General features: G+C 53.3%; 25 protein-coding genes. 8 read left to right on the top strand and 17 right to left on the bottom strand.

Features of this window, described 5'->3' with window-relative positions; translation table 11 throughout:
- Window position 1 precedes the first annotated feature (1 nt).
- Entirely contained in the window at window positions 2–340 is a 339-nt protein-coding gene (locus Q0X97_RS01740) for a hypothetical protein (protein ID WP_302067144.1), read from the top strand.
- A gap of 126 nt (window positions 341–466) precedes the next feature.
- The gene (gene guaA / locus Q0X97_RS01735; protein WP_302067195.1) at window positions 467–2,032 is read left to right on the top strand and encodes a glutamine-hydrolyzing GMP synthase; all 1,566 of its coding nucleotides are present in this window, start codon (window positions 467–469) and stop codon (window positions 2,030–2,032) included.
- Window positions 2,033–2,433: 401 nt separating this feature from the next.
- Here the strand turns inward: guaA and ftsH are convergent, their stop codons facing one another.
- Both ftsH and Q0X97_RS01725 read right to left on the bottom strand, forming a co-directional pair.
- The gene (gene ftsH / locus Q0X97_RS01730; RefSeq protein ID WP_367881755.1) at window positions 2,434–4,458 is read right to left on the bottom strand and encodes an ATP-dependent zinc metalloprotease FtsH; all 2,025 of its coding nucleotides are present in this window, start codon (window positions 4,456–4,458) and stop codon (window positions 2,434–2,436) included.
- A gap of 63 nt (window positions 4,459–4,521) precedes the next feature.
- Entirely contained in the window at window positions 4,522–5,142 is a 621-nt protein-coding gene (locus Q0X97_RS01725; RefSeq protein WP_302067145.1) for an RlmE family RNA methyltransferase, read from the bottom strand.
- A gap of 160 nt (window positions 5,143–5,302) precedes the next feature.
- Here Q0X97_RS01725 and yhbY point away from each other — a divergent pair, with 160 nt between their 5' ends.
- Window positions 5,303–5,584 carry a ribosome assembly RNA-binding protein YhbY gene (yhbY, locus tag Q0X97_RS01720; protein WP_302067146.1) on the top strand — a complete coding sequence of 94 codons (282 nt, stop codon included), beginning with the start codon at window positions 5,303–5,305 and terminating at the stop codon, window positions 5,582–5,584.
- 217 nt (window positions 5,585–5,801) lie between these two features.
- Here the strand turns inward: yhbY and Q0X97_RS01715 are convergent, their stop codons facing one another.
- The 10 genes from Q0X97_RS01715 to Q0X97_RS01670 form a co-directional block, all read right to left on the bottom strand.
- Window positions 5,802–6,449, bottom strand: a complete 648-nt coding sequence (locus Q0X97_RS01715) for a deoxynucleoside kinase (protein ID WP_302067147.1) — start codon at window positions 6,447–6,449, stop codon at window positions 5,802–5,804.
- A gap of 40 nt (window positions 6,450–6,489) precedes the next feature.
- Complete coding sequence (gene folK / locus Q0X97_RS01710) at window positions 6,490–7,008, bottom strand: 2-amino-4-hydroxy-6-hydroxymethyldihydropteridine diphosphokinase (protein WP_302067148.1); 519 nt, start codon at window positions 7,006–7,008, stop codon at window positions 6,490–6,492.
- Between the two features lie 12 nt (window positions 7,009–7,020).
- Entirely contained in the window at window positions 7,021–7,392 is a 372-nt protein-coding gene (locus tag Q0X97_RS01705; RefSeq protein ID WP_302067149.1) for a SirB2 family protein, read from the bottom strand.
- Between the two features lie 63 nt (window positions 7,393–7,455).
- Window positions 7,456–8,022, bottom strand: coding sequence for a class I SAM-dependent methyltransferase (locus Q0X97_RS01700; RefSeq protein ID WP_302067196.1), 567 nt, complete (start codon window positions 8,020–8,022; stop codon window positions 7,456–7,458).
- Between the two features lie 99 nt (window positions 8,023–8,121).
- On the bottom strand, window positions 8,122–8,406 hold the full coding sequence (hfq, locus tag Q0X97_RS01695; RefSeq protein ID WP_302067150.1) for an RNA chaperone Hfq: 285 nt from the start codon (window positions 8,404–8,406) through the stop codon (window positions 8,122–8,124).
- A gap of 260 nt (window positions 8,407–8,666) precedes the next feature.
- Window positions 8,667–9,119, bottom strand: a complete 453-nt coding sequence (gene dut, locus Q0X97_RS01690; RefSeq protein ID WP_302067151.1) for a dUTP diphosphatase — start codon at window positions 9,117–9,119, stop codon at window positions 8,667–8,669.
- Window positions 9,120–9,206: 87 nt separating this feature from the next.
- The gene (gene glp, locus Q0X97_RS01685; RefSeq protein ID WP_302067152.1) at window positions 9,207–10,406 is read right to left on the bottom strand and encodes a gephyrin-like molybdotransferase Glp; all 1,200 of its coding nucleotides are present in this window, start codon (window positions 10,404–10,406) and stop codon (window positions 9,207–9,209) included.
- Window positions 10,400–10,984 (bottom strand): molybdenum cofactor guanylyltransferase MobA, encoded by a 585-nt coding sequence (gene mobA / locus Q0X97_RS01680; RefSeq protein ID WP_302067153.1) that lies wholly within the window; start codon window positions 10,982–10,984, stop codon window positions 10,400–10,402. Before mobA ends, glp begins: the two co-directional genes overlap by 7 nt.
- The gene (locus Q0X97_RS01675) at window positions 10,981–11,448 is read right to left on the bottom strand and encodes a molybdenum cofactor biosynthesis protein MoaE (protein ID WP_302067154.1); all 468 of its coding nucleotides are present in this window, start codon (window positions 11,446–11,448) and stop codon (window positions 10,981–10,983) included. Before Q0X97_RS01675 ends, mobA begins: the two co-directional genes overlap by 4 nt.
- Window positions 11,449–11,451: 3 nt before the next feature.
- A complete protein-coding gene (locus Q0X97_RS01670) occupies window positions 11,452–11,700 on the bottom strand; it encodes a MoaD/ThiS family protein (RefSeq protein WP_302067155.1) in 249 nt (82 codons plus the stop codon).
- A gap of 170 nt (window positions 11,701–11,870) precedes the next feature.
- On the opposite strand from Q0X97_RS01670, the gene Q0X97_RS01665 reads away from it, so the two are divergent.
- Both Q0X97_RS01665 and Q0X97_RS01660 read left to right on the top strand, forming a co-directional pair.
- Window positions 11,871–13,766, top strand: a complete 1,896-nt coding sequence (locus Q0X97_RS01665; protein WP_302067156.1) for a type IV pili methyl-accepting chemotaxis transducer N-terminal domain-containing protein — start codon at window positions 11,871–11,873, stop codon at window positions 13,764–13,766.
- Window positions 13,763–14,416, top strand: coding sequence for a response regulator transcription factor (locus tag Q0X97_RS01660; RefSeq protein WP_302067157.1), 654 nt, complete (start codon window positions 13,763–13,765; stop codon window positions 14,414–14,416). Before Q0X97_RS01665 ends, Q0X97_RS01660 begins: the two co-directional genes overlap by 4 nt.
- Before the next feature lie 98 nt (window positions 14,417–14,514).
- On the opposite strand, the gene Q0X97_RS01655 is transcribed toward Q0X97_RS01660, so the two are convergent.
- From Q0X97_RS01655 to pip, 5 genes are all read right to left on the bottom strand, one after another.
- Window positions 14,515–15,174: an ABC transporter ATP-binding protein gene (locus tag Q0X97_RS01655; protein ID WP_302067158.1), complete on the bottom strand. Its 660-nt coding sequence runs from the start codon at window positions 15,172–15,174 to the stop codon at window positions 14,515–14,517.
- Entirely contained in the window at window positions 15,174–15,848 is a 675-nt protein-coding gene (gene modB / locus Q0X97_RS01650) for a molybdate ABC transporter permease subunit (RefSeq protein ID WP_302067159.1), read from the bottom strand. Before modB ends, Q0X97_RS01655 begins: the two co-directional genes overlap by 1 nt.
- A 103-nt stretch (window positions 15,849–15,951) precedes the next feature.
- Window positions 15,952–16,716: a molybdate ABC transporter substrate-binding protein gene (gene modA / locus Q0X97_RS01645; RefSeq protein WP_302067160.1), complete on the bottom strand. Its 765-nt coding sequence runs from the start codon at window positions 16,714–16,716 to the stop codon at window positions 15,952–15,954.
- 143 nt (window positions 16,717–16,859) lie between these two features.
- Window positions 16,860–17,618, bottom strand: a complete 759-nt coding sequence (aroD, locus tag Q0X97_RS01640) for a type I 3-dehydroquinate dehydratase (RefSeq protein WP_302067161.1) — start codon at window positions 17,616–17,618, stop codon at window positions 16,860–16,862.
- A 101-nt stretch (window positions 17,619–17,719) separates the two neighbouring features.
- Window positions 17,720–18,655: a prolyl aminopeptidase gene (gene pip / locus Q0X97_RS01635; RefSeq protein ID WP_302067162.1), complete on the bottom strand. Its 936-nt coding sequence runs from the start codon at window positions 18,653–18,655 to the stop codon at window positions 17,720–17,722.
- Window positions 18,656–18,810: 155 nt separating this feature from the next.
- Between pip and mfd the strand changes: the two genes are divergently transcribed.
- The 3 genes from mfd to Q0X97_RS01620 all read left to right on the top strand — a co-directional run bounded on the left by mfd (window position 18,811) and on the right by Q0X97_RS01620 (window position 23,131).
- On the top strand, window positions 18,811–22,392 hold the full coding sequence (mfd, locus tag Q0X97_RS01630; RefSeq protein ID WP_302067163.1) for a transcription-repair coupling factor: 3,582 nt from the start codon (window positions 18,811–18,813) through the stop codon (window positions 22,390–22,392).
- Between the two features lie 202 nt (window positions 22,393–22,594).
- Window positions 22,595–22,957, top strand: a complete 363-nt coding sequence (locus Q0X97_RS01625; protein WP_302067164.1) for a transposase — start codon at window positions 22,595–22,597, stop codon at window positions 22,955–22,957.
- A gap of 3 nt (window positions 22,958–22,960) precedes the next feature.
- A complete protein-coding gene (locus Q0X97_RS01620) occupies window positions 22,961–23,131 on the top strand; it encodes a hypothetical protein (protein ID WP_302067165.1) in 171 nt (56 codons plus the stop codon).
- Window positions 23,132–23,163 lie beyond the last annotated feature (32 nt).

Raw genomic sequence — 23,163 nt, 5'->3', positions numbered from 1 at the left:
CATGCCCCAATCATCACTTGCTTTACCTTTATTCCTGATTATCGCCGGTGCCGTTTGGTTTTTGAAAACAACCGGTATCCTGCCAGCCACTGCCACATTAATCGCCATTGCCTTGGCGATTGCCGGTGTCGTCGTGCTGGTTATAGACGGCATTAACAAACAATCTATCGTATCCGGCCCGCTGCTGATTTACATCGGAGCAGCCGTTTATCTGAAAAGCCAATACTTGCTCGGCTACTCGCCGCTGATTGCTTTGGGCATGATGATACTGGGCTGCCTGCTGCTTCTTTCCCGCAGCAACATGGTGCCCTATAAGCACAACAAACTGCTCGACAAATAAGCCCATCCTTTTTATGCGGCATCTCTTCAGGCCGTCTGAAAAATGGTACAATATCAGCCTTTTCAGACGGCCTCATTTTATTCCCCGTCGTCCGCATTTAACACATCCCAACCCGAAGAAACCACCATGATTCAAGACAAAATCCTCATTCTCGACTTCGGCTCGCAAGTTACCCAACTTATCGCCCGCCGCGTGCGCGAAGCCCATGTGTATTGCGAACTGCATTCTTACGATATGCCTTTGGAAGACATCAAAGCATTTGCTCCCAAAGGCATTATTCTTTCCGGCGGCCCCAATTCCGTTTACAACTCCGATTATCAGGCCGACACCGGTATTTTCGATTTAGGCATTCCCGTGCTCGGCATCTGCTACGGCATGCAGTTTATGGCGCATCATCTCGGCGGCGAAGTTTCCCCCGGCGACCAGCGCGAATTCGGCTACGCTCAAGTAAAAACCATCGATTGCGAACTTACCCGCGGCCTTTCAGACGGCCTGCCCAACACACTCGATGTGTGGATGAGCCACGGCGACAAAGTATCCAAGCTGCCCGAAGGCTTCTGCATCATCGGCGACACGCCAAGCTGCCCCGTGGCCATGATGGAAAACGCCGAAAAACAATTCTACGGCATCCAGTTCCACCCTGAAGTAACCCACACCAAACAAGGCCGCGCCTTGCTCAACCGTTTCGTGCTCGACATCTGCGGTGCGCAACCCAGCTGGACCATGCCCAACTACATCGACGAAGCCGTAGCCAAAATCCGCGAGCAAGTAGGCAGCGACGAAGTGATTCTCGGCTTGTCCGGCGGCGTAGATTCTTCCGTAGCCGCCGCGTTGATCCACCGTGCCATCGGCGACCAACTCACTTGCGTATTCGTTGATCACGGCCTCCTGCGCCTGAACGAAGGCCAAATGGTGATGGATATGTTTGCCCGCAACTTAGGCGTCAACGTGATTCACGTCGATGCCACCGACGACTTCATGGGCAAACTCGCCGGCGTGACCGACCCCGAACAAAAACGCAAAATCATCGGTGCCGAATTCGTGGAAGTGTTCCAAACCGAAGCCGGTAAACGCCAAAACGCCAAATGGCTGGCACAAGGCACGATTTACCCCGACGTGATCGAAAGCGCCGGTGCCAAAACCAAAAAAGCCCACGCCATCAAGAGCCACCACAACGTAGGCGGCCTGCCTGAAACCCTCAACCTGAAGCTGCTCGAACCGCTGCGCGACCTGTTTAAGGACGAAGTGCGCGAACTCGGCGTAGCCCTCGGCCTGCCGCGCGAAATGGTGTACCGCCACCCCTTCCCCGGCCCCGGCTTGGGCGTGCGCATTCTCGGCGAAGTGAAAAAAGAATACGCCGACCTCCTGCGCCGTGCCGACGATATTTTCATCCAAGAGCTGCGCAACACTACCGACGAAAACGGCACTTCATGGTACGACCTCACCAGCCAAGCCTTTGCCGTGTTCCTGCCGGTAAAATCCGTCGGCGTCATGGGCGACGGCCGCACTTACGAATATGTGGTTGCGCTGCGCGCCGTCGTAACCAGCGACTTCATGACCGCACATTGGGCCGAACTGCCTTATTCGCTGCTGGGCAAAGTGTCCAACCGCATCATCAACGAAGTACGCGGCATCAACCGCGTGGTGTACGACGTGAGCGGTAAACCGCCCGCTACGATTGAGTGGGAATAAGCAGTATAAAAAACTCCTTGATCTTTCCCTCTAAAGGCCGTCTGAAAATATGGTGCAGGCTTCCTCTGCAAAGTTTTCAGACGGCCTTTTATTTTGAAATATGAGTATGGTAGGTAAAGCATATAAGAAATGAATCTGGCGCTTTATACTTTTGTTTGCCAAATGCCCGCCACTCACTTAGCTCCACTCATATGATGCGCTCTCCGTACCGAAAAACTGTATTTATAACGGAACCCTTATAACCGGAAACAACGGCTCACAGACAATACAAACAAATCCCGAACCGATTCCATTGCCGTTGTTATAAAAGTTTCAAGGCTGGCGCTTTTAAACAAAGTCTTACGCCATGAAAAACGGCAACCGGTTAAAACCGGTTGCCGTTTTTCTGTCTATTCAAACCATCAAACTTTATCATTTGTATTGCCGCGTGTTTCTTCAGCAGCAATGGTTTGAGCATCATTCTGTTTATCTTCAGCAATATTGTCAGAAGCAGAGACTTCGAGATTCTCAGTAGTTTCAGAATTTGCATGATCAATTTCCAAAACTTCTTCCTTCCGAACAGGTGCCACTTCTTCCTCCTTGCGGATATTGTAGCTGTAATCTTTAGGTGGGCTGGGTTGCTTGCCTTCCATGATTTCCAGCACCTGATCACGGTCGATGGTTTCCCATTCCATCAGAGCTTTACACATGGTTTCCATCTTGTCGCGATTTTCATCCAAGATTTTATATGCCACCGCATATTGCTCATCCAAAATACGGCGCACTTCGGCATCTACTTCCTGCTGGGTTTTTTCGGAAATATGCTGCGAACGGGTAATCGAACGACCTAAGAATACTTCGCCTTCATTCTCCGCATACACCATTGCCCCCATTTTATCGCTCATACCGAAACGCGTTACCATTTCACGGGCAATCTGCGTTGCGCGTTCAAAGTCGTTGGAAGCACCGGTAGAAATACGGCCGACAAAGAGATCTTCAGCAATACGACCGCCGTACAAAATCGAAATCTGGCTCAACATTTGGTCTTTATACATACTGAGGCGATCGCGCTCAGGCAATTGCCAAGTTAATCCCAATGCACGTCCGCGCGGCATGATGGTTACTTTATGCACAGGATCAGTAAAGTCCAAACTTTCAGCCACAATAGCATGGCCTGCTTCATGATAGGCTGTCGCACGTTTTTCGTCTTCGTGCATCACCATAGAGCGGCGTTCCGGACCCATGTAGATTTTGTCTTTGGCATCTTCAAAATCGCTTTGATCCACTTTAACTTTATTGCGACGGCCTGCAAACAAAGCGGCTTCGTTTACCAAGTTCGCCAAATCGGCACCGGAAAAGCCCGGTGTACCGCGCGCCAAAGAAACCAAATCTACCGATTCATCTAACGGCACTTTTTTCGCATGCACCTTCAAAATTTGTTCGCGACCGCGGATGTCGGGCAAAGGCACTACTACTTGGCGGTCGAAACGTCCGGGACGTTGCAATGCCGGATCGAGTACATCAGGACGGTTGGTAGCAGCGATGACAATCACGGTTTGATTGCTTTCAAAACCATCCATTTCAACCAGCAATTGGTTCAGGGTTTGCTCGCGTTCGTCGTTGCCGCCGCCCAAACCTGCTCCGCGTTGTCGGCCTACGGCATCAATTTCATCAATAAAGATGATGCAAGGGGCATTTTTCTTAGCCTGTTCAAACATATCGCGGACACGGCTGGCACCTACACCGACAAACATTTCTACGAAGTCAGAGCCTGAAATGCTGAAAAACGGCACTTGTGCTTCGCCCGCAATGGCTTTGGCCAGCAAGGTTTTACCGGTACCGGGGCTGCCCGCCAACAGAATGCCGCGTGGAACACGTCCGCCCAGACTTTGGTAACGGTTGGGAGCTCTGAGGTAATCAACGATTTCCTGAACTTCTTCTTTAGCTTCGTCGCAACCGGCAACATCGGCGAATGTTACTTTATTGGTGTCTTTATCCAACAATTTGGCGCGGCTTTTACCAAATGAAAACGCACCGCCCTTACCGCCGCCGCCCGCCTGCATACGCATGAAGTAGAACCATGCGCCGATCAACAGCATTACCGGCAGCAAGCTGAAAAACAGACTAGTCAACATGCTCGGCTTTTCTTCCGGCGTTACTTTAACGCGTACTTTTTTCTCCAGAAGCGTTTGCACGAGCTTGTCGTCTAACGGAGCATTGGTAAAAAACTGGCTCTTATCGGCACGTTCGCCTTTAATCAGATAGCCGCTCACAACTGAGCCTTCGATATTAACGCTGGCAATTTCGCCTTTGTTCACTTGCTCAATAAATTGTGAATATTCAATCTGTTGCTTACTTTCTTGCTTGTCGCTGATGGCATTGAATGCTGCCATTAAGCAGACACCCAGTATCAGCCAAACTAAAAGATTTTTGAAAATATTCCCCACTGAAACAGGCTCCATATAAGGGTCAAAATGAAAAACGAATTGTAAATCAGGCCACCCGCATTGTCAGCGTTTATTTTTTCCTAATAAATAAATCTCACTGGAACGATTGCGTGAGGCTTCCGGTTTACGGGTTTGCACGGCGGAAAATGCTTCCCGCATAGCAGCCATGTATTCCTGATAGCCTGCGCCCTGAAATACTTTAACCAGAAAATTACCGCCTTTTTTCAAATGGTTAATGGCAAAATCCAAAGCCAGCTCGCTCAAATAAAAACTGCGTGCCTGATCCGTCACGGCGTTGCCCGACATATTGGGTGCCATGTCGCAAATTACAAGATCCAGCGGGCGGTTTTTGAGTAATGATTCAAATTCAGCCAGCACGCTGTCTTCGCGAAAGTCGCCCTGAATAAACGACACGCCTTCTATATCATCCATCGGCAGAATATCCAAGGCAAAAACCTGCCCCGACTTCCCAACCAGCTTGGCAGCCACTTGCGACCAACTACCCGGTGCGCTCCCCAGATCGGCCAGCACCGTGCCGGGTTTGATTAATTTGTCTTTTTCGTTGATTTCCAAAAGTTTGTAAGCGGCTCTTGCGCGATAACCGTCTTTTTGCGCCATGTGAACATAATGGTCGTTCACATGTTCGTTCAGCCAAGCCTTGGAAGATTTGGAACGGACAGACATAAATTTTCCGAAAAAATAAAAAAATGTATTGTACGTTATCATCGATAGAATTTGAAATCGGCTTCCGGTTTCAGACGGCCTATCCGTTCTATATTTTCCCTGAAAGTCGGCGGTTCGCGTACAATACGTGTTTGTTTATTATTTCACCGAAGCAGTAAAAATGACTGAAAAACTCAACACTAAAGAAATCTTGGAACTTAAAGCACGCGCCCATCATTTAAACCCAGTGGTTATGATCGGCCAACACGGTTTAACCGAATCGGTAATCAAAGAAACCGATGCCGCCTTAACTGCTCACGAATTAATCAAAGTGCGTGTGGCAGGCGATGATCGTGCCGAACGTATTGCCATTTGCGAGGCATTGTGCGAAGCAGTAGATGCGCAACTGGTACAGCATATCGGCAAATTATTGGTTTTGTGGCGCAAGAATATCGAATCTTGATTCACTCTATCCGACAAATAGCCGACAGGCCGTCTGAAAACTTAATTGTTGATGTCTATTAAGTTTTCAGACGGCCTTTCCATATGGTACAAATGGGCTTTAGTGCTTATGTATTTCATTGTAACCGTGAAACCCGACAATTCTGAGTATCGGCAATTCCATCTGATGGTCAGGTTTCAATACCGTAAATTATTCGGTTTATCCGCTATCCGGTGCCCTACCCTTCACTTAAATTCAGATAGTGGCGGCTGCCCTGCATATTGCTCATTGCCCGCAGCAGCATTTCAAAATGGTCGTCATTATTGATGAAATCCATTTCATCGGCGTTGGCAATCAGCAGCGGTGAATTCTGGTACAGATGGAAGAAACGGCGGTACTCGTCTTGGATTTGCCCCAAATAACCGGAAGGAAACAGATTCAACATGCCGTCGTTGCGTTTTTGCAAGCGTTTTTGTGCACTCTCATCGGAAGTTTGCAGATAAATCACCAAATCGGGTACAGGGTACTCCGGCATGATTTTGCGTTTCATCTGCCAAAACAATGTTTGCTCGTTGCCCGGATCGCTGCCTTTCAAGACAACCGGCACAAAAATCTGGTCTTTTTCAAGCAGGAAATCGGCGATGATGCGCTCGTTTCTTTCTTCTTCGGTATTAATCATCTCTACCGCTTCGGCACGGCGCATCAGAAAATACAATTCGGTTGCCAAACCGTGGTGGGCGGCATTCAGGTAAAACTGCTCCAGAAAAGGGTTACGTTCCGGGCTTTCCGTCAGATGCAGCGCATCGAAGTATTGCGCCAAACGACGGCTGAGTTCGGATTTGCCGCTGCCGATTGAACCTTCTACAACAATATAACGATAATTCATTTAGTGAGTTTTCCTGTTTAAAATGCTTGCAGATGTATTTTCAGACGGCCTTTTGTGTCTGATTGTTTTTCAAAATACGTATGTCGGCACTACCTGTTTTTACGGCCAATTCTTTCGCCGTACCGTAGTTGCCGATTACATAGTCGGGAGAAATTTCGGCCAGCGGGCACATAACAAACCCGCGTTCATGCGCGCGCGGATGCGGGAGGGTTAAATGCGGGTCGTCGCTAAATTCACCATTGTAATCAATAATATCCAAATCAAGCGTACGGGGGGCGTTACGAAAACTGCGCTCACGCCCGAATGCCTCTTCGATGCCGTTTAACACCGCCAATAAATCTTTGCCGCTCAAAGTGGTTGCCACTATACAGACGGCATTTACAAAATCGGGCTGGTCGGCATAGCCTACGGGGGCCGTTATATAGAGTGAAGAGGTTTGTTGCAGTTCAATCTGACCGTACGCGGCAATTGCTTTCAAGGCCGCCTCCACTTGCCCGGCAGGGTTTTGCAAGTTGCTGCCCAAAGCGATAACGGCTGTTTTTACGGTATGCGTCGGCATGTTCAGACGGCCTTAGAAAGGTTTGTAATAGGCAAGATAGATTATGGATACGATGCACGCCATGGATAAAACGTAACCGAGATTGGCTTTGGGTGTGCGCGGCTGCGCTTTTACCGTCATCATGCCCAAACCGATGTAAGCCAACAAAATTAAAATTTTCACCCCCAGCCAATCGGCATTGCCAAACGGAGTAAAGTGGGTAATCTTCATCAACCACAAACCGGTAAACAGCAACAAAGTGTCATTAAAATGCGGAATGATTTTCAACAATTTGGGCAGAGGGTTTTCGGGTTTGGCGCAACGCATCCAAAAACGCAGGTTGAATAGCAGGATGGTAATGGCGACAAAGGTAATGTGGCTGTGTTTGACAATCAGATATTGCATGGTGAGCGGTTTCTTTATAGTTAATAATATGGTTTGATGCCGCGTATTTTACCCGAACCTTGATTATTCACGCAGCTTTTCCACAGCCAAAAGGTAAGGCGGTCGGTTGCGGCGGTTGACGAAGCCGTATTTCAACACGGCAAACCGGTGTTGCGGCAATTCCGCCGCCCAACGTTCCACCGCTTCGGCTTCGTGCCTCCCTTCTTCATGCCCGGGATAAAGTACGGCCAACAGCAAACCGCCGTTTTGCAATAAATCCAGTGCGGCCTGAAGCGCGCGGATGCTGGTATCGGTTTGCGTGGTACAGCTTTTATCACTGTTCGGCAGCCATCCGAAATTGAATACGGCGGCGGATAACGGCCCGCATACATAATCTGCAAGCGTTTCGTGCCCGCCCAATACGAGATTTACCCGTTCACGCACCCCCGCCTCTTTCAGACGGCCTGCCGTAGTATCCAAGGCTTGCTGCTGCACGTCAAATGCCCATACCTTGCCTTCTTTGCCGACGCACTGCGCCAATAAAAGCGTGTCGTGCCCGTTGCCTGCCGTACCGTCGAGTACGGTATCTCCAGAGCGGATTTTCTCGCGGAGCAGATAATGGGTAAAAGGGAGGATGTTTTTCAACAGCATGGGGAAATCACAAACCGAAAAAGCCGGAGCTTTCATTTGAACCGGCACGATAAAAAATACCTTACCAAAAACATGGTAAGGTATCTTAAGTTCTACCGTTTATTCGGCAGGTTGTGTGGTTTCCACCTGCACGGGAGCCGCGGCTGCGGGTTGTTTATTTTCATGTTGCAGGCTTACGGCGCGGGCCGGAACAATAGTCGAAATGGCGTGTTTGTAAACCATTTGCGTAACCGATGTGTTGCGCAACAACACAACATATTGGTCGAATGATTCAACTTGCCCCTGTAATTTAATGCCGTTTACAAGATAGATAGAAACAGGCACATGCTCTTTACGCAAGGCGTTCAAAAAAGGATCTTGTAACATTTGTCCTTTAGCTGTCATTGTTTTTTAACTCCGTTATTATGGTTTTAGAATATTTCGGTAGAAATAGGTGCCGATTGTAGCCCCGAATGGATATTTTTACCAAATATTTTTCAGTAATAATATGCAAACTTTCCAACATTAATCCGAAAGCAATTGTTAACTAAGATAGTTGCGCCTCTTCAAAAGTTCGCACAAATTGCAACATTTACTCAAACATTGCCTTTGTAATAACTCTTAAATCAATGATTTGATTTTCTTCCGTAAGTATCCGGCCCGTATTAGGCCTTGCCGGTGCTGCCGAAACCGCCTTCGCCGCGCTCGCTGGCATCGAATTCGTCAACGATTTTAAACGCCGCCTGCACCACCGGCACGATCACCATTTGGGCGATGCGCTCCATCGGTTCGATGGTAAACGCTTCTTTTCCGCGGTTCCATAACGACACTTTCAATTCGCCTTGATAGTCTGAATCAATCAACCCGACCAGATTTCCGAGCACGATGCCGTGTTTGTGCCCCAACCCCGAGCGCGGCAGCAGTACAGCCGCATAGGCGGGATTGGCCAAATGGATGGCGATGCCGGTAGGTGCCAGAAAGGTATCGCCCGGCTCAAGGGTAACGGCGGAATCGATACAGGCACGCAAATCCAACCCTGCGGAACCCGGCGTTGCATAGGCGGGTAACATGTCTGCCATTTTGGGGTTTAAGATTTTCAGTTCGACTTCGGTTTGCATAATGTTTCCGTGGTTGGTTTTTTTAATCCGTGCATTATACACAAAGGCCGTCTGAAAAACCTTTTCAGACGGCCTCCATGCTCTTTGCTAACCGGGCAGCAGATACAGCGTAACCGTATCGCCTTCCCGCACCACCGTACCGGCGGGCACTTCACACAAAGCGTCGGCTACGGCACAGGTGCTGAGCATGGCCGACCCTTGGTTCGGCAACAGTTTGGCGACGGTTTCTCCTTTTTCGTTTACCTCTGTGGCGACACGCAAAAATTCGCGGCGTTTGACGGCTTTACGGGTATTGAATACGGCTTTGGCGGTTACTTTCGGCAAACTTAAATTACGGTGTTTTTTGCCCATTAAAGCGTTCAACACCGGCAGCAACAGCATATGGGCGGTTACAAAAGCGGCCACGGGATTGCCCGGCAGAATGAACACTTTTGCCGGCCCGATATGCCCCCATGCAAACGGTTTGCCGGGCTTGATGGCCAGCGTATGGGTGGTGAGCGAACCGACATTCTCAATCGCCTGTTTCAAATAGTCGGCTTCTCCCACTGAAGCGCCGCCGCTGGTTACGATAACGTCGAATTTTTTGGCGGCGTAGCTCAAGGCCGTTTCGGTACGGGCCAAATCATCGGGCAGAATACCGCCGTCCATCACTTGCGCACCGCGGGTTTGCAGCCATGCAATCAGTTGGTAGCGGTTGGCATCGTAGATTTTTCCCTCGGCCAAAGGTGTGCCCGGTTCGGTGATTTCGTTGCCGCTGGAAAATACGATTACTTTCAGTTTTTCAAATACGGGCACGCGCTCATAACCTTGCGATGCCGCCAAACCGAGCGCAGCAGCATTGAGTTTGCTGCCTTTTTCGAGCAATTCCTGCCCTACTTCGATTTCTTCGGCTTTTAAGCGCATGTGCTGGCCGGGTTCGATATCGGCGGTAACATGCAAGGCTTCGCCGTCGGTTTCGGTTTGCTCCTGCGGCACGACGGCGGTGGTATTTCCGGGCAGCGGCGCGCCGGTGAAAATGCGGACTGCTTCTCCCGCCTGCAACGGTGCGGCGGCTATTTCGCCCGCTTGGATGCGGCTGACGACGGTAAAGTTTTTCAGACGGCCTTCCGGATCACAAACGGCATAGCCGTCCATCGCGCTGTTATCAAACATCGGGCTGGGATATTTGGCCGGCAGCGATGCCGCCAGTATGCGGTTGGCCGCCTCCGCCAGTGTTAAGTTGACGCAGCCGAGCGTGCATGGGTGGGTGTCGAGCAACCGGCGGCGGGCAATCTCAAAATCTAACATGGTGTGTTCTCCATATCTTGCGGGGAGTTGTAATTAACGAATTCGGCTTCGGAGGCAAACGGCACTGGACGGGCGCGCTGCTGCTGCAACCAGCCGCGCAGGGTACGCATGCCGGTATAGAGATAAGCTACCGTGCTCTGCAAAAGCTGTGGGCGGATAAACATGATGCTGTAATGCGGCTGCGCGCCGGTTTCGGCGTAAAACGCGCTGGCCACCGGCGATTTGCGGGCGGCGTTTAAAAAGGTTTCCACCAGATTGTGAGGCAGGTTCAAGCTGTCGCACGGCACAATCAGCAGCCAATCGGTTTTGGCCAGTTGGATATCATTGGCGGCCGTGCACAATGCGGCCAGCGGCCCCAAACCCTGCCATTGGCGGGCATCGGGAAAAACATGCGTGCTGCGCTTGGCATACTCTTCCAAATTGCGGTTGGCACTGATGGCGATGTGGCTAACCTGCGGGCCGATGCGGTCGATTACATGGTCGATGAAGGCTTTGTTTTTCCACATCAGCATGCCTTTATCCTGCCCGCCCATGCGGTTGCCTTCTCCGCCCGCCATAATGAGTACGCCTACGTTCATCGGCGCTCCTCCCATTGCAAGGCGGCGGCCCGATCGCTTTGTTTGGCTTCCACCCATCTTTCGAGGCCGTCTGAAAAGATTTCTTTCTTCCAAAACGGCGCTTCGGTTTTGAGATAGTCCATTATAAACTCGGCGGCGGCGAAGGCTGCTTTGCGGTGCTCGGAAGCAACCAACACCAGCACGATTTGTTCGTCCGCCGCCAATATGCCTACGCGGTGGATAATCGTGCAGGCGGTCAGCGGCCAGCGTTGCGAGGCCGTCTGAACAATACGGGCGATTTCGTTTTCGGTTACTTCGGGATAATGTTCGAGAAAGAGACTAGCAAGCGGCGTGTCGGTATCGCGGTCGCGCACCAGCCCGACAAACCCCGTTACCGCGCCGATATTGCCGCCTTGTTGCAACAAGGCCCGGTATTCGTTTTGCAGATTGAAATCGGCGGTTTGAATGCGGATTACCGGCTGCATGGTTCAGCCCCCCGTTACCGGCGGCAACAGGCCAACTTCGGCTCCGTCGGGAATTTCATCATCCCAGCCGCTGATTTTTTTATCAATCACCAAGCGGAAAATTTTATCCTGCGCCAATGCATTTTCCCATTCGCTGCCGCGTGCCTGCAAACAGGCCAGCAGCGTGCGGCCTGTGCCGCCCTGCCAGTCGATTTGCTCCCAGGCTGTGTTCAGATGCTGCTTCAACACGCCGAAATATAAGATAGTAATCATATCGGTTCAGGCCGTCTGAAAAACGGTTTCTCTAAATTTGAATGAATAGTGGCAGAATTTTACCTTAAAACCCAGCACCGTTCGGCGAATCTCTCCTCAGCCTTTAGGAGGATTGTATATAACCCTATAAAATGATACTTTAGTAGTAGTTCCAATGATTTATCTTGCAAATGAAAATGTTACCCGCGTCGTCCGACGGCCTCAGCCTTTCCGCCCGATTGAAACTGCTCACCTGCGTTTGGGTGGGCGCGGCTTTATTTTCGATTGCCTTCACTTTGGTATTGTCTTGGCGGCTGGAAGGCGCGGGAGCGGCCATCAACGATGCCGGCAGCCTGCGGATGCGCACTTACCGGCTGGCCTATATGCTCAGCCAGCATGCCGCACCGCAAAATATCCAAGAGCAAATCCAATCGTTCGAGCATACGCTCAACACCATCCGCAAAGGCGATCCCGCCCGCCCGCTGTTTCTGCCCGACGAACTCGAAATCCACACGCGCATGCAGGCCATGCAGCACGACTGGCAAAACAGCATCAAGCCGCGCCTGCAACGCAGCGAAGCGCCCACTGCCGCCGAGCTGACGCAATTCGTCGGCATTATCGACAGCTTCGTGCGTTCGGTCGAAACCGTCAACACCCGCAACACCGAGCTTTTGCGCCTTTTTCAGACGGCCTTGATGATATTGGTAACGGCAGGCTCGGGCGTGATGGTGGTGCTGCTGTATCTGTGGGTGATCCGCCCCATCGACATTCTGCGCGAAGGCGTGCAGGCCATACGGCGCGGCGACTTCGGCACGCAGGTCGAAACCGGCAAAGTGAGCGAGTTCGCCCAGCTCGGCAACGGCTTCAACCTGATGAGCACCCATTTGCAAACGCTCTATACCGATCTTGAAGGCCAAGTTGCCCTGCAAACCGAAAATCTGGCCCGCAAAAACCGCGAATTGGAAACGCTTTACCAAACCACCCGCGATTTACACCAAAGCCACACCCCCTCCCGTGCCGCCGAAAAATTCCTTGCCCGCATCCTGCCCGAAGTGTCGGCACAGGCAGGCAGCGTGCGGCTGATCGACTTCGACCGCAAGCGCATGGACTTGGCCGCCAGCGTCGGCCTGCCGGACAAACTGCAAACCGCCGAACAATGCGAACGCCTCGAAGAATGCCTGTGCGGAGCGGCGGCCAGCGAAGCCAATGAAAAACCAGTGTATTTTTTCGACACCCACCCGCCGAAATCCCCGCCCACCTTATGTGAAAACGCCGGTTTCAACGACGTGGCCGTATTCCCCATCTATTATAAAGAACAGGAGATCGGAATCTTCACGCTTTACTTTTCAGACGGCCATGCCCTAGCCCCTTCCGATACCGAACTTTTACAAGCCCTGTGCGGGCAACTCGGCGTATCCATCGCCAACAGCCGCTTGGCGCAGGAAAGCCGCCAGCTTGCCGTATTGCAAGAGCGCAACCTGATGGCACAAGGCCTGCACGACAGCATCGCCCAAACCCTCACTTTCCTCAACCTTCAAGTACAGATGCTGGAAAGTGCATTGGCGGCCGACGAGCACGAACAAATCGAAGAAAATATGCGTTTTATCAAAGACGGCGTACAGGAATGCTATGATGATGTGCGCGAACTCTTACTCAACTTCCGTACCAAAATCACCAAAAAAGAATTCAGCGATGCCGTCAATACGCTGGTCAAACGTTTCGAGCAGCAAACCCAAATTCCCGTTGAAACCCGCTGGAGCGGAGAAGGGCTGCCCCTGAGCAACGACGAACAACTGCAAGTGATTTTCATCTTGCAGGAAAGCCTTTCCAACATCCGCAAACACGCCCAAGCCAAGCGTGTTTGGCTGGATATCGCCAACGAGCAGGATTTCATCATGAGCATACGCGACGACGGCACGGGCTTCGATTTAGGCCGTCTGAAAAACCTTTCTTCCGAACACGTCGGTTTGGGCATCATGCACGAGCGCGCCCGTCGCATACAGGCCGCGCTCGACATTCAATCGCAACCCGAACAAGGCACCTGCATTACACTGACACTGCCACAAAACAAGAGAACAGCCACATGACCATCAAAATCCTCCTTATCGACGACCACACCCTGTTCCGCAGCGGCATCAAAGCCCTGTTATCGCGCCAAGAAGATTTCGAAGTAATCGGCGAAGCGGCTGACGGGTTATCCGGTGTGAAACTGGTCGAACAACTCAGCCCCGACATCGTATTGCTCGACCTCGACATGCCGGTAATGAACGGCCGCGAAGCCCTCGCCCAAATTCTCAGCACCCGCCCCGAGCAAACCGTGGTGATGCTTACCGTTTCCGAAGACAGCGACGACTTGACCGAGTGCATGCGCATCGGCGCGCGCGGCTTTCTGCTGAAAAACATTAATGCCGATTTTCTGCTCGACAGCATCCGCAAAGCGGTGGACGGCGACAATGTTTTCTCGCCCGAAATGACCGCCCGCTTGGTGCAATCGCTGATTTCTCCCGCCGCGCCGCCGAAAAACAACGAGCTGGCCAGCCTTACCCCGCGCGAACTGGAAATTCTCGGCTATCTTGCCGCCGGCCACAGCAACAAAGTGATTGCCCGCCGTTTGGATTTGGCCGAATCCACCATCAAAGTGCATGTGCAGAACATCTTGCGCAAACTGGAGCTGTCCAGCCGCGTGCAGGCCGCCGTGTATGCCGTGCAGCACAAAGTGCCGCAGCCCGAAAATTAAACCGACATGCAAAGGCCGTCTGAAAACATCTTTTCAGACGGCCTTTTACCGACACATGCCCATCGAAACCTTTTGCAAACGCCGCCGCCCGAACGGGCTTACGCCGACTCTTTCGCCACCCGCCCATTGTCCATGCGCCAGATTTCGTCCGCCAGCACTTCGGCATCAGCACGGTCGTGGGTAATCAAAATCATCGGCACGCCGCTTTGCGCCTGCAATTGCAGTAATTCCTCGCGGGTATGGCGGCGCAGGTCGGCATCCAGCGCGGAAAACGGCTCGTCCAGCAACAGCAGTTCGGGCTGCATAATCAAAGCGCGCGCCAGCGCGGTACGCTGCTTCTGGCCGCCCGAAATCTGATGCGGATAATGCCCCGCCACATGGGAAAGCCGCAACAAATCAAGCCAATGCCGCACTTTTTCAGATGGCCTGCCTTTAGGGTTCAGCAGCCCCTGCCGCAAGCCGAAACCGATGTTTTGCACCACGGTTAAATGCGGAAACAGCGCATAATCCTGAAACATCAGCCCCGCACCGCGCCGTTGTACGGGAATATCGGTGCGGGATTTGCTGTCAAACCATGTTTGGCCGCCGATGCGAATATGGCCGCCATCCGGTTTCAGCAAGCCCGATACAAGCTGCAAAGTCAGGCTTTTTCCCGAGCCGGAAGCCCCCACCAAAGCCAATTTTTGCACATCAGACCGAATACGCACCTCCAAATCGAACGACGGCAGCCGCTTGCGGATTTCAATATCAAACAGCATCAGCCCCTCCCGTCTCGCGCCCGCGCCAAATGGCCGACCGCCAGCAAAATCACCACGCACACCGCCGAAATCAGCAGCACCAGCCGGTTGGCCAGCACATCGTCGCCCGCCTGCACCGCTTCGTAAACGGCAATCGACAAAGTCTGCGTCTGCCCCGGAATGCTGCCGGCAATCATCAATGTCGCGCCGAATTCGCCCAAAGCGCGGGCAAACGCCAACAACACGCCTGCCAAAATGCCGCGCCAAGCCAGCGGCAGGCTCACACGGAAAAACACCGCCCACTTGCTTAGCCCCAACACCCGTGCAGCCTGTTCGAGTTGGGGGTTTACGCCTTCAAACGCCGCCCGCGCCGGTTTGAACACCAGCGGAAACGTAACCACCGTTGCGGCAATCACCGCGCCCTGCCACGTGAAAATCAGATTGATGCCGAACGTATCTTTCAGCCAGCCGCCCAATGCGCTGTTGCGCCCGAGCAGCACCAACAGATAATAGCCGAGCACGGTCGGCGGCATCACCATCGGCAGTGTCAGCAAGGTATCGAGCACGTTGCGGCCGACAAAACGCCGCCGCGCCAACACGAATCCGGTTGCCGTGCCGAGGATGATGTTCAGCAAGGTCGCCAGCCCCGCCACTTTCAAAGAAAGCAGCAGCGTAACAGTAACGGCTTCTACCATTATGGAAAACCCTTTTAATCACGTAACAAGGCCGTCTGAAACATTTCCGCCTGCCGAGCTGCGGGCTGGTTTTCAGACGGCCTCCCACCAAGCCGAAAACGGCTTAAGGCTTTTTAAACCCGTATTTGTTCAACACGGCCTGTCCTTTGGGCGACAACACGAACACCGCGAAACGTTCGGCTTCTTTCCGCGCTGCAGTTTGTTTGGCAACCGCAATCGGGTAAGAAACCGGTTTTTCGGTCGGCACGGTTTTCAGCACTTTGACTTTGTCTTTCATCAACGCGGCATCGGTGTTGTACACAAAACCCGCGTCCACTTCGCCGCGCGCCACGTAATCGAGCGACTGGCGCACATGTTGGGTGTTGATGATTTTCGGTTGCAGCGTATTCCAAACGCCCGCTTTTTCCAATGCGGCTTTGGCATAACGGCCCACCGGCACGCTGGCGGGATTGCTGACGGCAATGCGGTCGAACCGCTCGCTTTCCAAATCGCCCAGTTTGTTCACTTTCAGTTTGCTGTCTTTCGGCGCGGCAATCACCAAAGAATTGAGGGCGAAATTGCGGCGGGTTTTGGTGTCGATCACATTCTGAGCCTGCGCCTTATCCATGGTTTCCTGATCGGCAAACGCCAGCACGTCCACCGGCGCACCTTGCAGCACTTGCTGAAGCAATGTGCCGGAACCAGCGGTGTTCAGCTTGATTTTGTCTTGCGGATACTGTTTCTCGTATTGGGCGGCGATGTCTTTAAACGCATTGCTCAGGCTGGCGGCGGCAGACACGGTAATGTCGGCGGCAAGCGCATTCGGTGCGGACGCAGCCAGCGCAACGGCGGCCAGAGCGGCTTTTAAAGCGGTTTGATACGGTTTCATCCTCTCTCCTCTTGCAATCGGAATAACGGCGCTTTTTAACATTTAAGCAAAACGCTTAACACCATACTTTATAACTACTGCCAAATAACTAGAAGAGGCCGTCTGAACTTTTTCAGACGGCCTGAATGCTTGCTAAACACCGCTTACTTTCCGGCCAACACGTTCAAAATAAAGCGCAAATCGTTCGCACCGATCTGCCCGGGCGCGGAAGCGGTTCCCGCCAAGCCGAAAGTCATTGCCGAGCCGAAGGTTTCGCCCGCCAAGCGGCTTACCACGCCCAGTTTGCCCATCGCCATCGTTACCAGCGGCTGCCGCGCATATTGATGGAACATGGTTTGCGTGGCATCGAGCAACACCAGCACGTCGGCGGCGGATTGCGGCATCACGGCGATTTTGCAGATGTCCGCGCCCCAATCCTGCATGGTTTTCAGACGGCCTATGATCTTTTCTTTCGGCGGCGTTTTATCGAAATCGTGGTTGCACAGCAAGGCCGCCACGCCGTTGGCTTTGGCCAGCGCAACGGTTTCTTTCACTTCGGCTTCGCCCGCAAACAGTTCGATATCGATGATGTCGGTCAAGCCGGAGCGTATGGCCGTCCGAACCAGCGAAAAATAAACCTCCGGCGGCACGGGGCACTCGCCGCCTTCTTCGGCGCGGCGGAAGGTAAACAGCAGCGGCGTATCCGGCAGGGCGGCGCGCACTTCGCGCAGGCGTTCCACGATATAGCCGCTATCGGCTGCGCGTTCGAAAAAGTCCGCACGGAATTCCACCACATCAAAAGCCAAGCCCCGCAAGCCTGCCAAAGCGGTTTGCAGGCCGTCTGAATCTTTTGCCACCAGCGGCACGCAGATTTTCGGGCTGCCTGCGCCCAGCACGGTGTTTTTGATTTTCACGGTATTCATCGAGGCGGATTCCTTTAAAAAACGGTCGGCGTATTGTACGGGATTTCAGACGGCCTGAAAGCCTGCGGTTTGAGGCCGTCTGAAAAACACGGCCGCTCTGTTCAGACGGCCAATTTGTCTGCAAACTCGTCCGCCGCCCGCACCAAGCCTTTGGCCACTTCGCCTTCAAACGAGGCATGGCCGCCCTGCACAATCCGCAAATCGGCTTCGGGAAACGCCTGCTTCAGCTCCCACGCGCTTTTCATCGGCGTGCAGATGTCGTAACGCCCCTGAACGATCACGGTGGGGATATGGCGGATTTTGTCTACATTCGCCAGCAATGCTTTTTCGTTCTCCAGCCAACAGCCGTTGACGAAATAATGGTTTTCGATGCGCGAAATCGCCAACGCCTGTTCCGCATCTTCTTCCACTGGTTTCGGGTCGAACTGCACCAGCCAGCTTTCCCATTCCGCCCATGCTTTCGCCGCCCGCAAAGCCTGTTCGCGGTCTTGGCCGAACAGCATTTCATGATAAGCCTGCACGATTGCGCCGCGCTTTTCTTCGGCCACGGGGGCGAGGTAATGCTGCCACTGTTCGGGATAAATGTGTTCCGCGCCGCCTTGCTCGTTCAGCCAGTCGATTTCACTCTGCCGCCCCAAGAATATGCCACGCAAAATCAAGCCGCGCACACGGTTCGGATGGGTTTGCGCGTAAGCCAGCGAAAGCGTGCTGCCCCAAGAGCCGCCGAATACCAGCCAACTGTGTATGCCGAGCATTTCGCGCACTTTTTCGATGTCGGCCACCAAATCCCAAGTGGTGTTTTCATAGGTTTCGGCATACGGCAGCGAACGCCCGCAGCCGCGCTGGTCGATAATCACCACGCGGTATTTGTCGGGGTTGAAAAAGCCGCGCGCTTTCGGCGACGCGCCCGCCCCCGGCCCGCCGTGCAGAAAAATCACCGGAATGCCGTGCGGATTGCCGGATTCTTCCCAATAGATTTGATGGATGGCGGATACTTTCAACAGGCCGCTTTTGTAAGGCTCTTGAATCGGGTACATTTGATTGGCTCCTGAATAACGAACAATGCTTCCATGCTAAACCTTTTTCAGACGGCCTGTAAATGGAGCACGGGGATACATGATAAAATAAGCGTATCTTCAACACAGGCCGTCTGAAACTTTTTCAGACGGCCTAAACTGCTGTCCGTACCGATATGAACTATCCTATCCCCGCCCCCGCCCAAAAATCCCGCTGGCTCGACCTTTCCCGCGGCAGCCTGCCGTTTTTCCTAGCCCGATGCCTGCCTGAAAAGCCCGTTAAAATCATTCTCACGCAAGATGTGGAGCAGGCCCTGCGCCTGCAAACCGCGTGGCAGTTTTTCCGCCCGCAGGATAAGGCCGTGTTTCTGCCCGACTGGGAAACGCTGCCGTATGAGCGTTTTTCGCCGCATCACGATTTGGTGTCGGAACGGCTGGCCGCGTTGTGGCAGATTAAGCAGGGTGCGGCGGATGCGGTGTTCGTGCCGGTGGCCACCGCCATGCAGAAACTCGCGCCGGTGTCGTTTTTGATGGGGCGCACGTTTTGGCTGAAAACCGGCCAGACTTTGGATATCGACGCACTGCGGGAAAACTTGGTGGAAGCCGGTTACAGTAATGTTTCCAACGTGATTGCCGCCGGCGAATTCGCCCTGCGCGGCGGCATTTTGGATATTTTCCCCAGCGGCAGCGACGCGCCCTACCGCTTGGATATGTTCGGCGACGAAATCGACAGCATCAAAACTTTCGACCCCGACACCCAGCGCACCATCGCGCCCGTTTCCGAAATCCGCCTGCTGCCCGCACACGAGTTCCCGACCGACGACGACGCGCAAAAAATCTTCCGCAGCCGTTTCCGCGAAGAAATCGAGGGCGACTACAACGCCGCCACCGTTTACAAAGCCGTAAGCAACGGCCATTTCGGCGCGGGCGTGGAATATTATCTGCCGCTGTTTTTTGAAAACGAATTGGCCACGCTGTTCGACTACATCGGCGAAGAAGCGCTGGTGGTGTGCATCGGCGACGTGCACGCCGAGGCTTCGCGCTTTTGGTCGGATGTCAAATCGCGCTTTGCGATGGCTAAAGGCGATGAAACTTACCCGCCTTTGCATCCACAGCATTTGTATCTCAGTGAAGACCAGTTTGCAGGCCGTCTGAAACCTTACGGCCAAATCCTTCCCGACTTCCACGGCAAACAACACGCGCTGCCCGATGTGGCCGTAAACCGCCAATCCGAAACCCCGCTTGCCGCGCTGCAAAGTTTTCAGACGGCCTTTAACGGCAAAGTGTTGCTGTGCGCCGAAAGCGCGGGCCGCCGCGAAACCATGCTCGGCTTTATGCAGCAGCACGGCTTGAAAGCGCAAAGTGTGGACGGCTGGCAGGCGTTTTTAGACAGCGACGCATCGTTGTGCATTACCGTAACGCAGTTGGCTTATGGGTTTCAGTTGCCGTCTGAAAACGCCGACCGTGTTCTTGAATCGACTCAAACCGTAGGTCGGATTCTTGAATCCGACAAAACGGAAAACCAGCTTTCAGACGGCCTTTCAGGTAGCCTGCCCATTGATACGGAAACCGTAGGTCGGATTCTCGAATCCGACGCCCGCACAACCCAAACCTTGTCGGATACAAGTATCCGACCTACAACCGGCCTCGCCGTTATCACCGAATCCGACCTCTACCAATACGTTGCCCGCAGCCGCACCTCGCGCCGCAAGAAGCACGCCCAAGTTTCAGACGGCCTCTTGCGCGACTTGGCCGAAATCAACATCGGTGACCCCGTTGTACACGAAGAACACGGCATCGGCCGCTATATGGGTTTGGTCAACATGGATTTGGGCGACGGCGACAACGAAATGATGTTGCTCGAATACGCAGGCGAAGCGCAGCTTTACGTGCCCGTGTCCAACCTGCACCTCATCAGCCGCTATTCCGGCCATGCCCATGAAAACGTGCAACTGCACAAACTCGGCACCGCCGCATGGAGCAAAGCCAAACGCAAAGCCGCAGAAAAAGCGCGCGACACCGCCGCCGAACTGCTCAACCTCTACGCCCAACGCGCCGCACAAGAAGGCTTTAAATTCCAATTCAACGAGTTAGATTACCAAGCCTTTTCAGACGGCTTCGGCTACGAAGAAACCGAAGACCAAGCCGCCGCCATCGCCGCCGTGCTCCAAGACCTCACTCAAGGCAAGCCGATGGACAGGCTCGTGTGCGGCGATGTCGGTTTCGGCAAAACCGAAGTCGCTCTCCGCGCCGCCTTCGTGGCCGTGATGGGCGGCAAACAAGTGGCCGTGCTCGCCCCCACCACGCTGTTGGTCGAACAACACGCACAAAATTTCAGCGACCGCTTCGCCGATTTTCCCGTTAAAGTCGCCCAACTTTCCCGCTTCAACAGCAGCAAAGAAACCAAAGCCACGCTCGCCGGCATGGCCGACGGCACGGTGGATATCGTGATCGGCACACACAAACTCGTGCAAGACGACATCCAATTCAAAAACTTAGGCTTGGTAATTATCGACGAAGAACACCGCTTCGGCGTGCGCCAAAAAGAGCAGCTCAAACGCCTGCGCGCCAACGTCGACATCCTCACCCTCACCGCCACCCCCATTCCGCGCACCCTCAGCATGGCGCTCGAAGGCTTGCGCGACTTTTCACTCATCACCACCGCCCCCAGCCGCCGCCTCGCCGTCAAAACCTTCGTCAAACCCTTCAGCGAAGCCAGCGTGCGCGAAGCCGTGCTGCGCGAACTCAAACGCGGCGGGCAAGTATTCTTTTTGCACAACGAAGTCGAAACCATCGAAAACATGCGCGAGCGCCTCGAAACCCTGCTGCCTGAAGCCCGCATCGGCGTAGCCCACGGCCAATTGCGCGAGCGCGAACTCGAACAAGTGATGCGCGACTTCTTACAACAACGCTTCAACGTGCTGCTCTGCTCCACCATCATCGAAACCGGCATCGACATCCCCAACGCCAACACCATCATCATCAACCGCGCCGACAAATTCGGCCTCGCCCAACTGCACCAACTGCGCGGGCGCGTCGGCCGCAGCCACCACCAAGCCTACGCCTACCTGCTCACGCCCGAATACATCACCAAAGATGCCGAAAAACGCCTCGATGCCATCTCCTCCGCCGACGAACTCGGCGCAGGCTTCACGCTGGCCATGCAGGATTTGGAAATCCGCGGCGCAGGAGAAATCCTCGGCGAAGGGCAAAGCGGCGAAATGATGCAGGTCGGCTTTACTCTCTACACCGAAATGCTCAAACAAGCCGTGCGCGACCTCAAAAAAGGCCGCCAGCCCGACCTCGACGCACCGTTGGGCGTAACCACCGAAATCAAACTGCACAGCCCCGCGCTCCTACCCGAAAGCTACTGCCCCGACATCCACGAGCGCCTCGTTTTATACAAACGCCTCGCCACCTGCGAAACCGAAGCCCAAATCAACACCGTGCACGAAGAACTCGTCGACCGCTTCGGCCTGTCCGAACAACCCGTCAAAACCCTGATCGAAAGCCACCGCATCCGCCTGACGGCCAAAGAAATGGGCATAGACGCGATTGATGCCACTACCGACGCCGTTACCCTCACATTCGGCAAACACCACAACATCGACCCCGCGCAAATTATCCTGCTGATGCAAAGCAACAAAAACTACCGCATGGCCGGCGCGGACAAATTGCGCGTGAGCGCGGTGATGGAAGATGTTGAAACACGGATTCAGACGGTGAAAGCGGTTTTGAAGAAGTTGGGGGAGGAGTAAACAGGCTAACTGAAAGAAAAGGCCGTCTGAAATTTCAGACGGCCTCAAAACCAACCGTAGGGCGGGCATCCCTGCCCACCTCTTGCTCGGTAGAGCAAGACAACATAAGGTAATAACAGTATCTTGGACAAACGGCGGGCAGGGATGCCCGCCCTACGAAATGGTAAGAACCAATAAACAAAACACAAAAAAGGAAAACGTCATGCCCAATTTCCGCCGCCATTATGTGCCGGGCGGTATGTATTTTTTCACGGTGAATCTGAACGACCGTTCAAAGGATTATCTTATCCGCTATATCGACGAATTTCGGGCGGCCTACCGTGAAACGCTGCGCCATTTGCCGTTTGAAACCGTGGCCATCTGCATTTTGCCCGACCACTTCCATTGCATTATGCGCTTGCCCGAACATGACCGTGATTTTTCACGGCGCATTCAAAATCTGAAAATCAATTTCAGCAAACGGTTGCCCGAAGAAATCCGTTCGCCCAATACGGCTCAATCCAATAAGCGGGAAAGCGGGATTTGGCAAAGCCGTTTTTGGGAACATGCCATCCGAAACGAGTAGGATTTGGAAAACCATATTCATTACATTTATTACAATCCTGTGAAGCACGGCCACGCCGAGCAAGTGTGCAACTGGCCTTATCCTTCGTTTCATCATGACGTGGCTTTAGGCTTATTCGATGCTGCTTGGGGTGGCAATATGCCGTCTGAAATTCAAAATTTATATCACGATTAAGCCGTAGGGCGGGCATCCCTGCCCGCCGTTTG

This window comes from Neisseria sp. MVDL19-042950 (assembly GCF_030504625.1).
In the GTDB taxonomy this organism is placed as follows: domain Bacteria; phylum Pseudomonadota; class Gammaproteobacteria; order Burkholderiales; family Neisseriaceae; genus Neisseria.
This window is presented reverse-complemented; position numbering and strand designations above follow the sequence as displayed.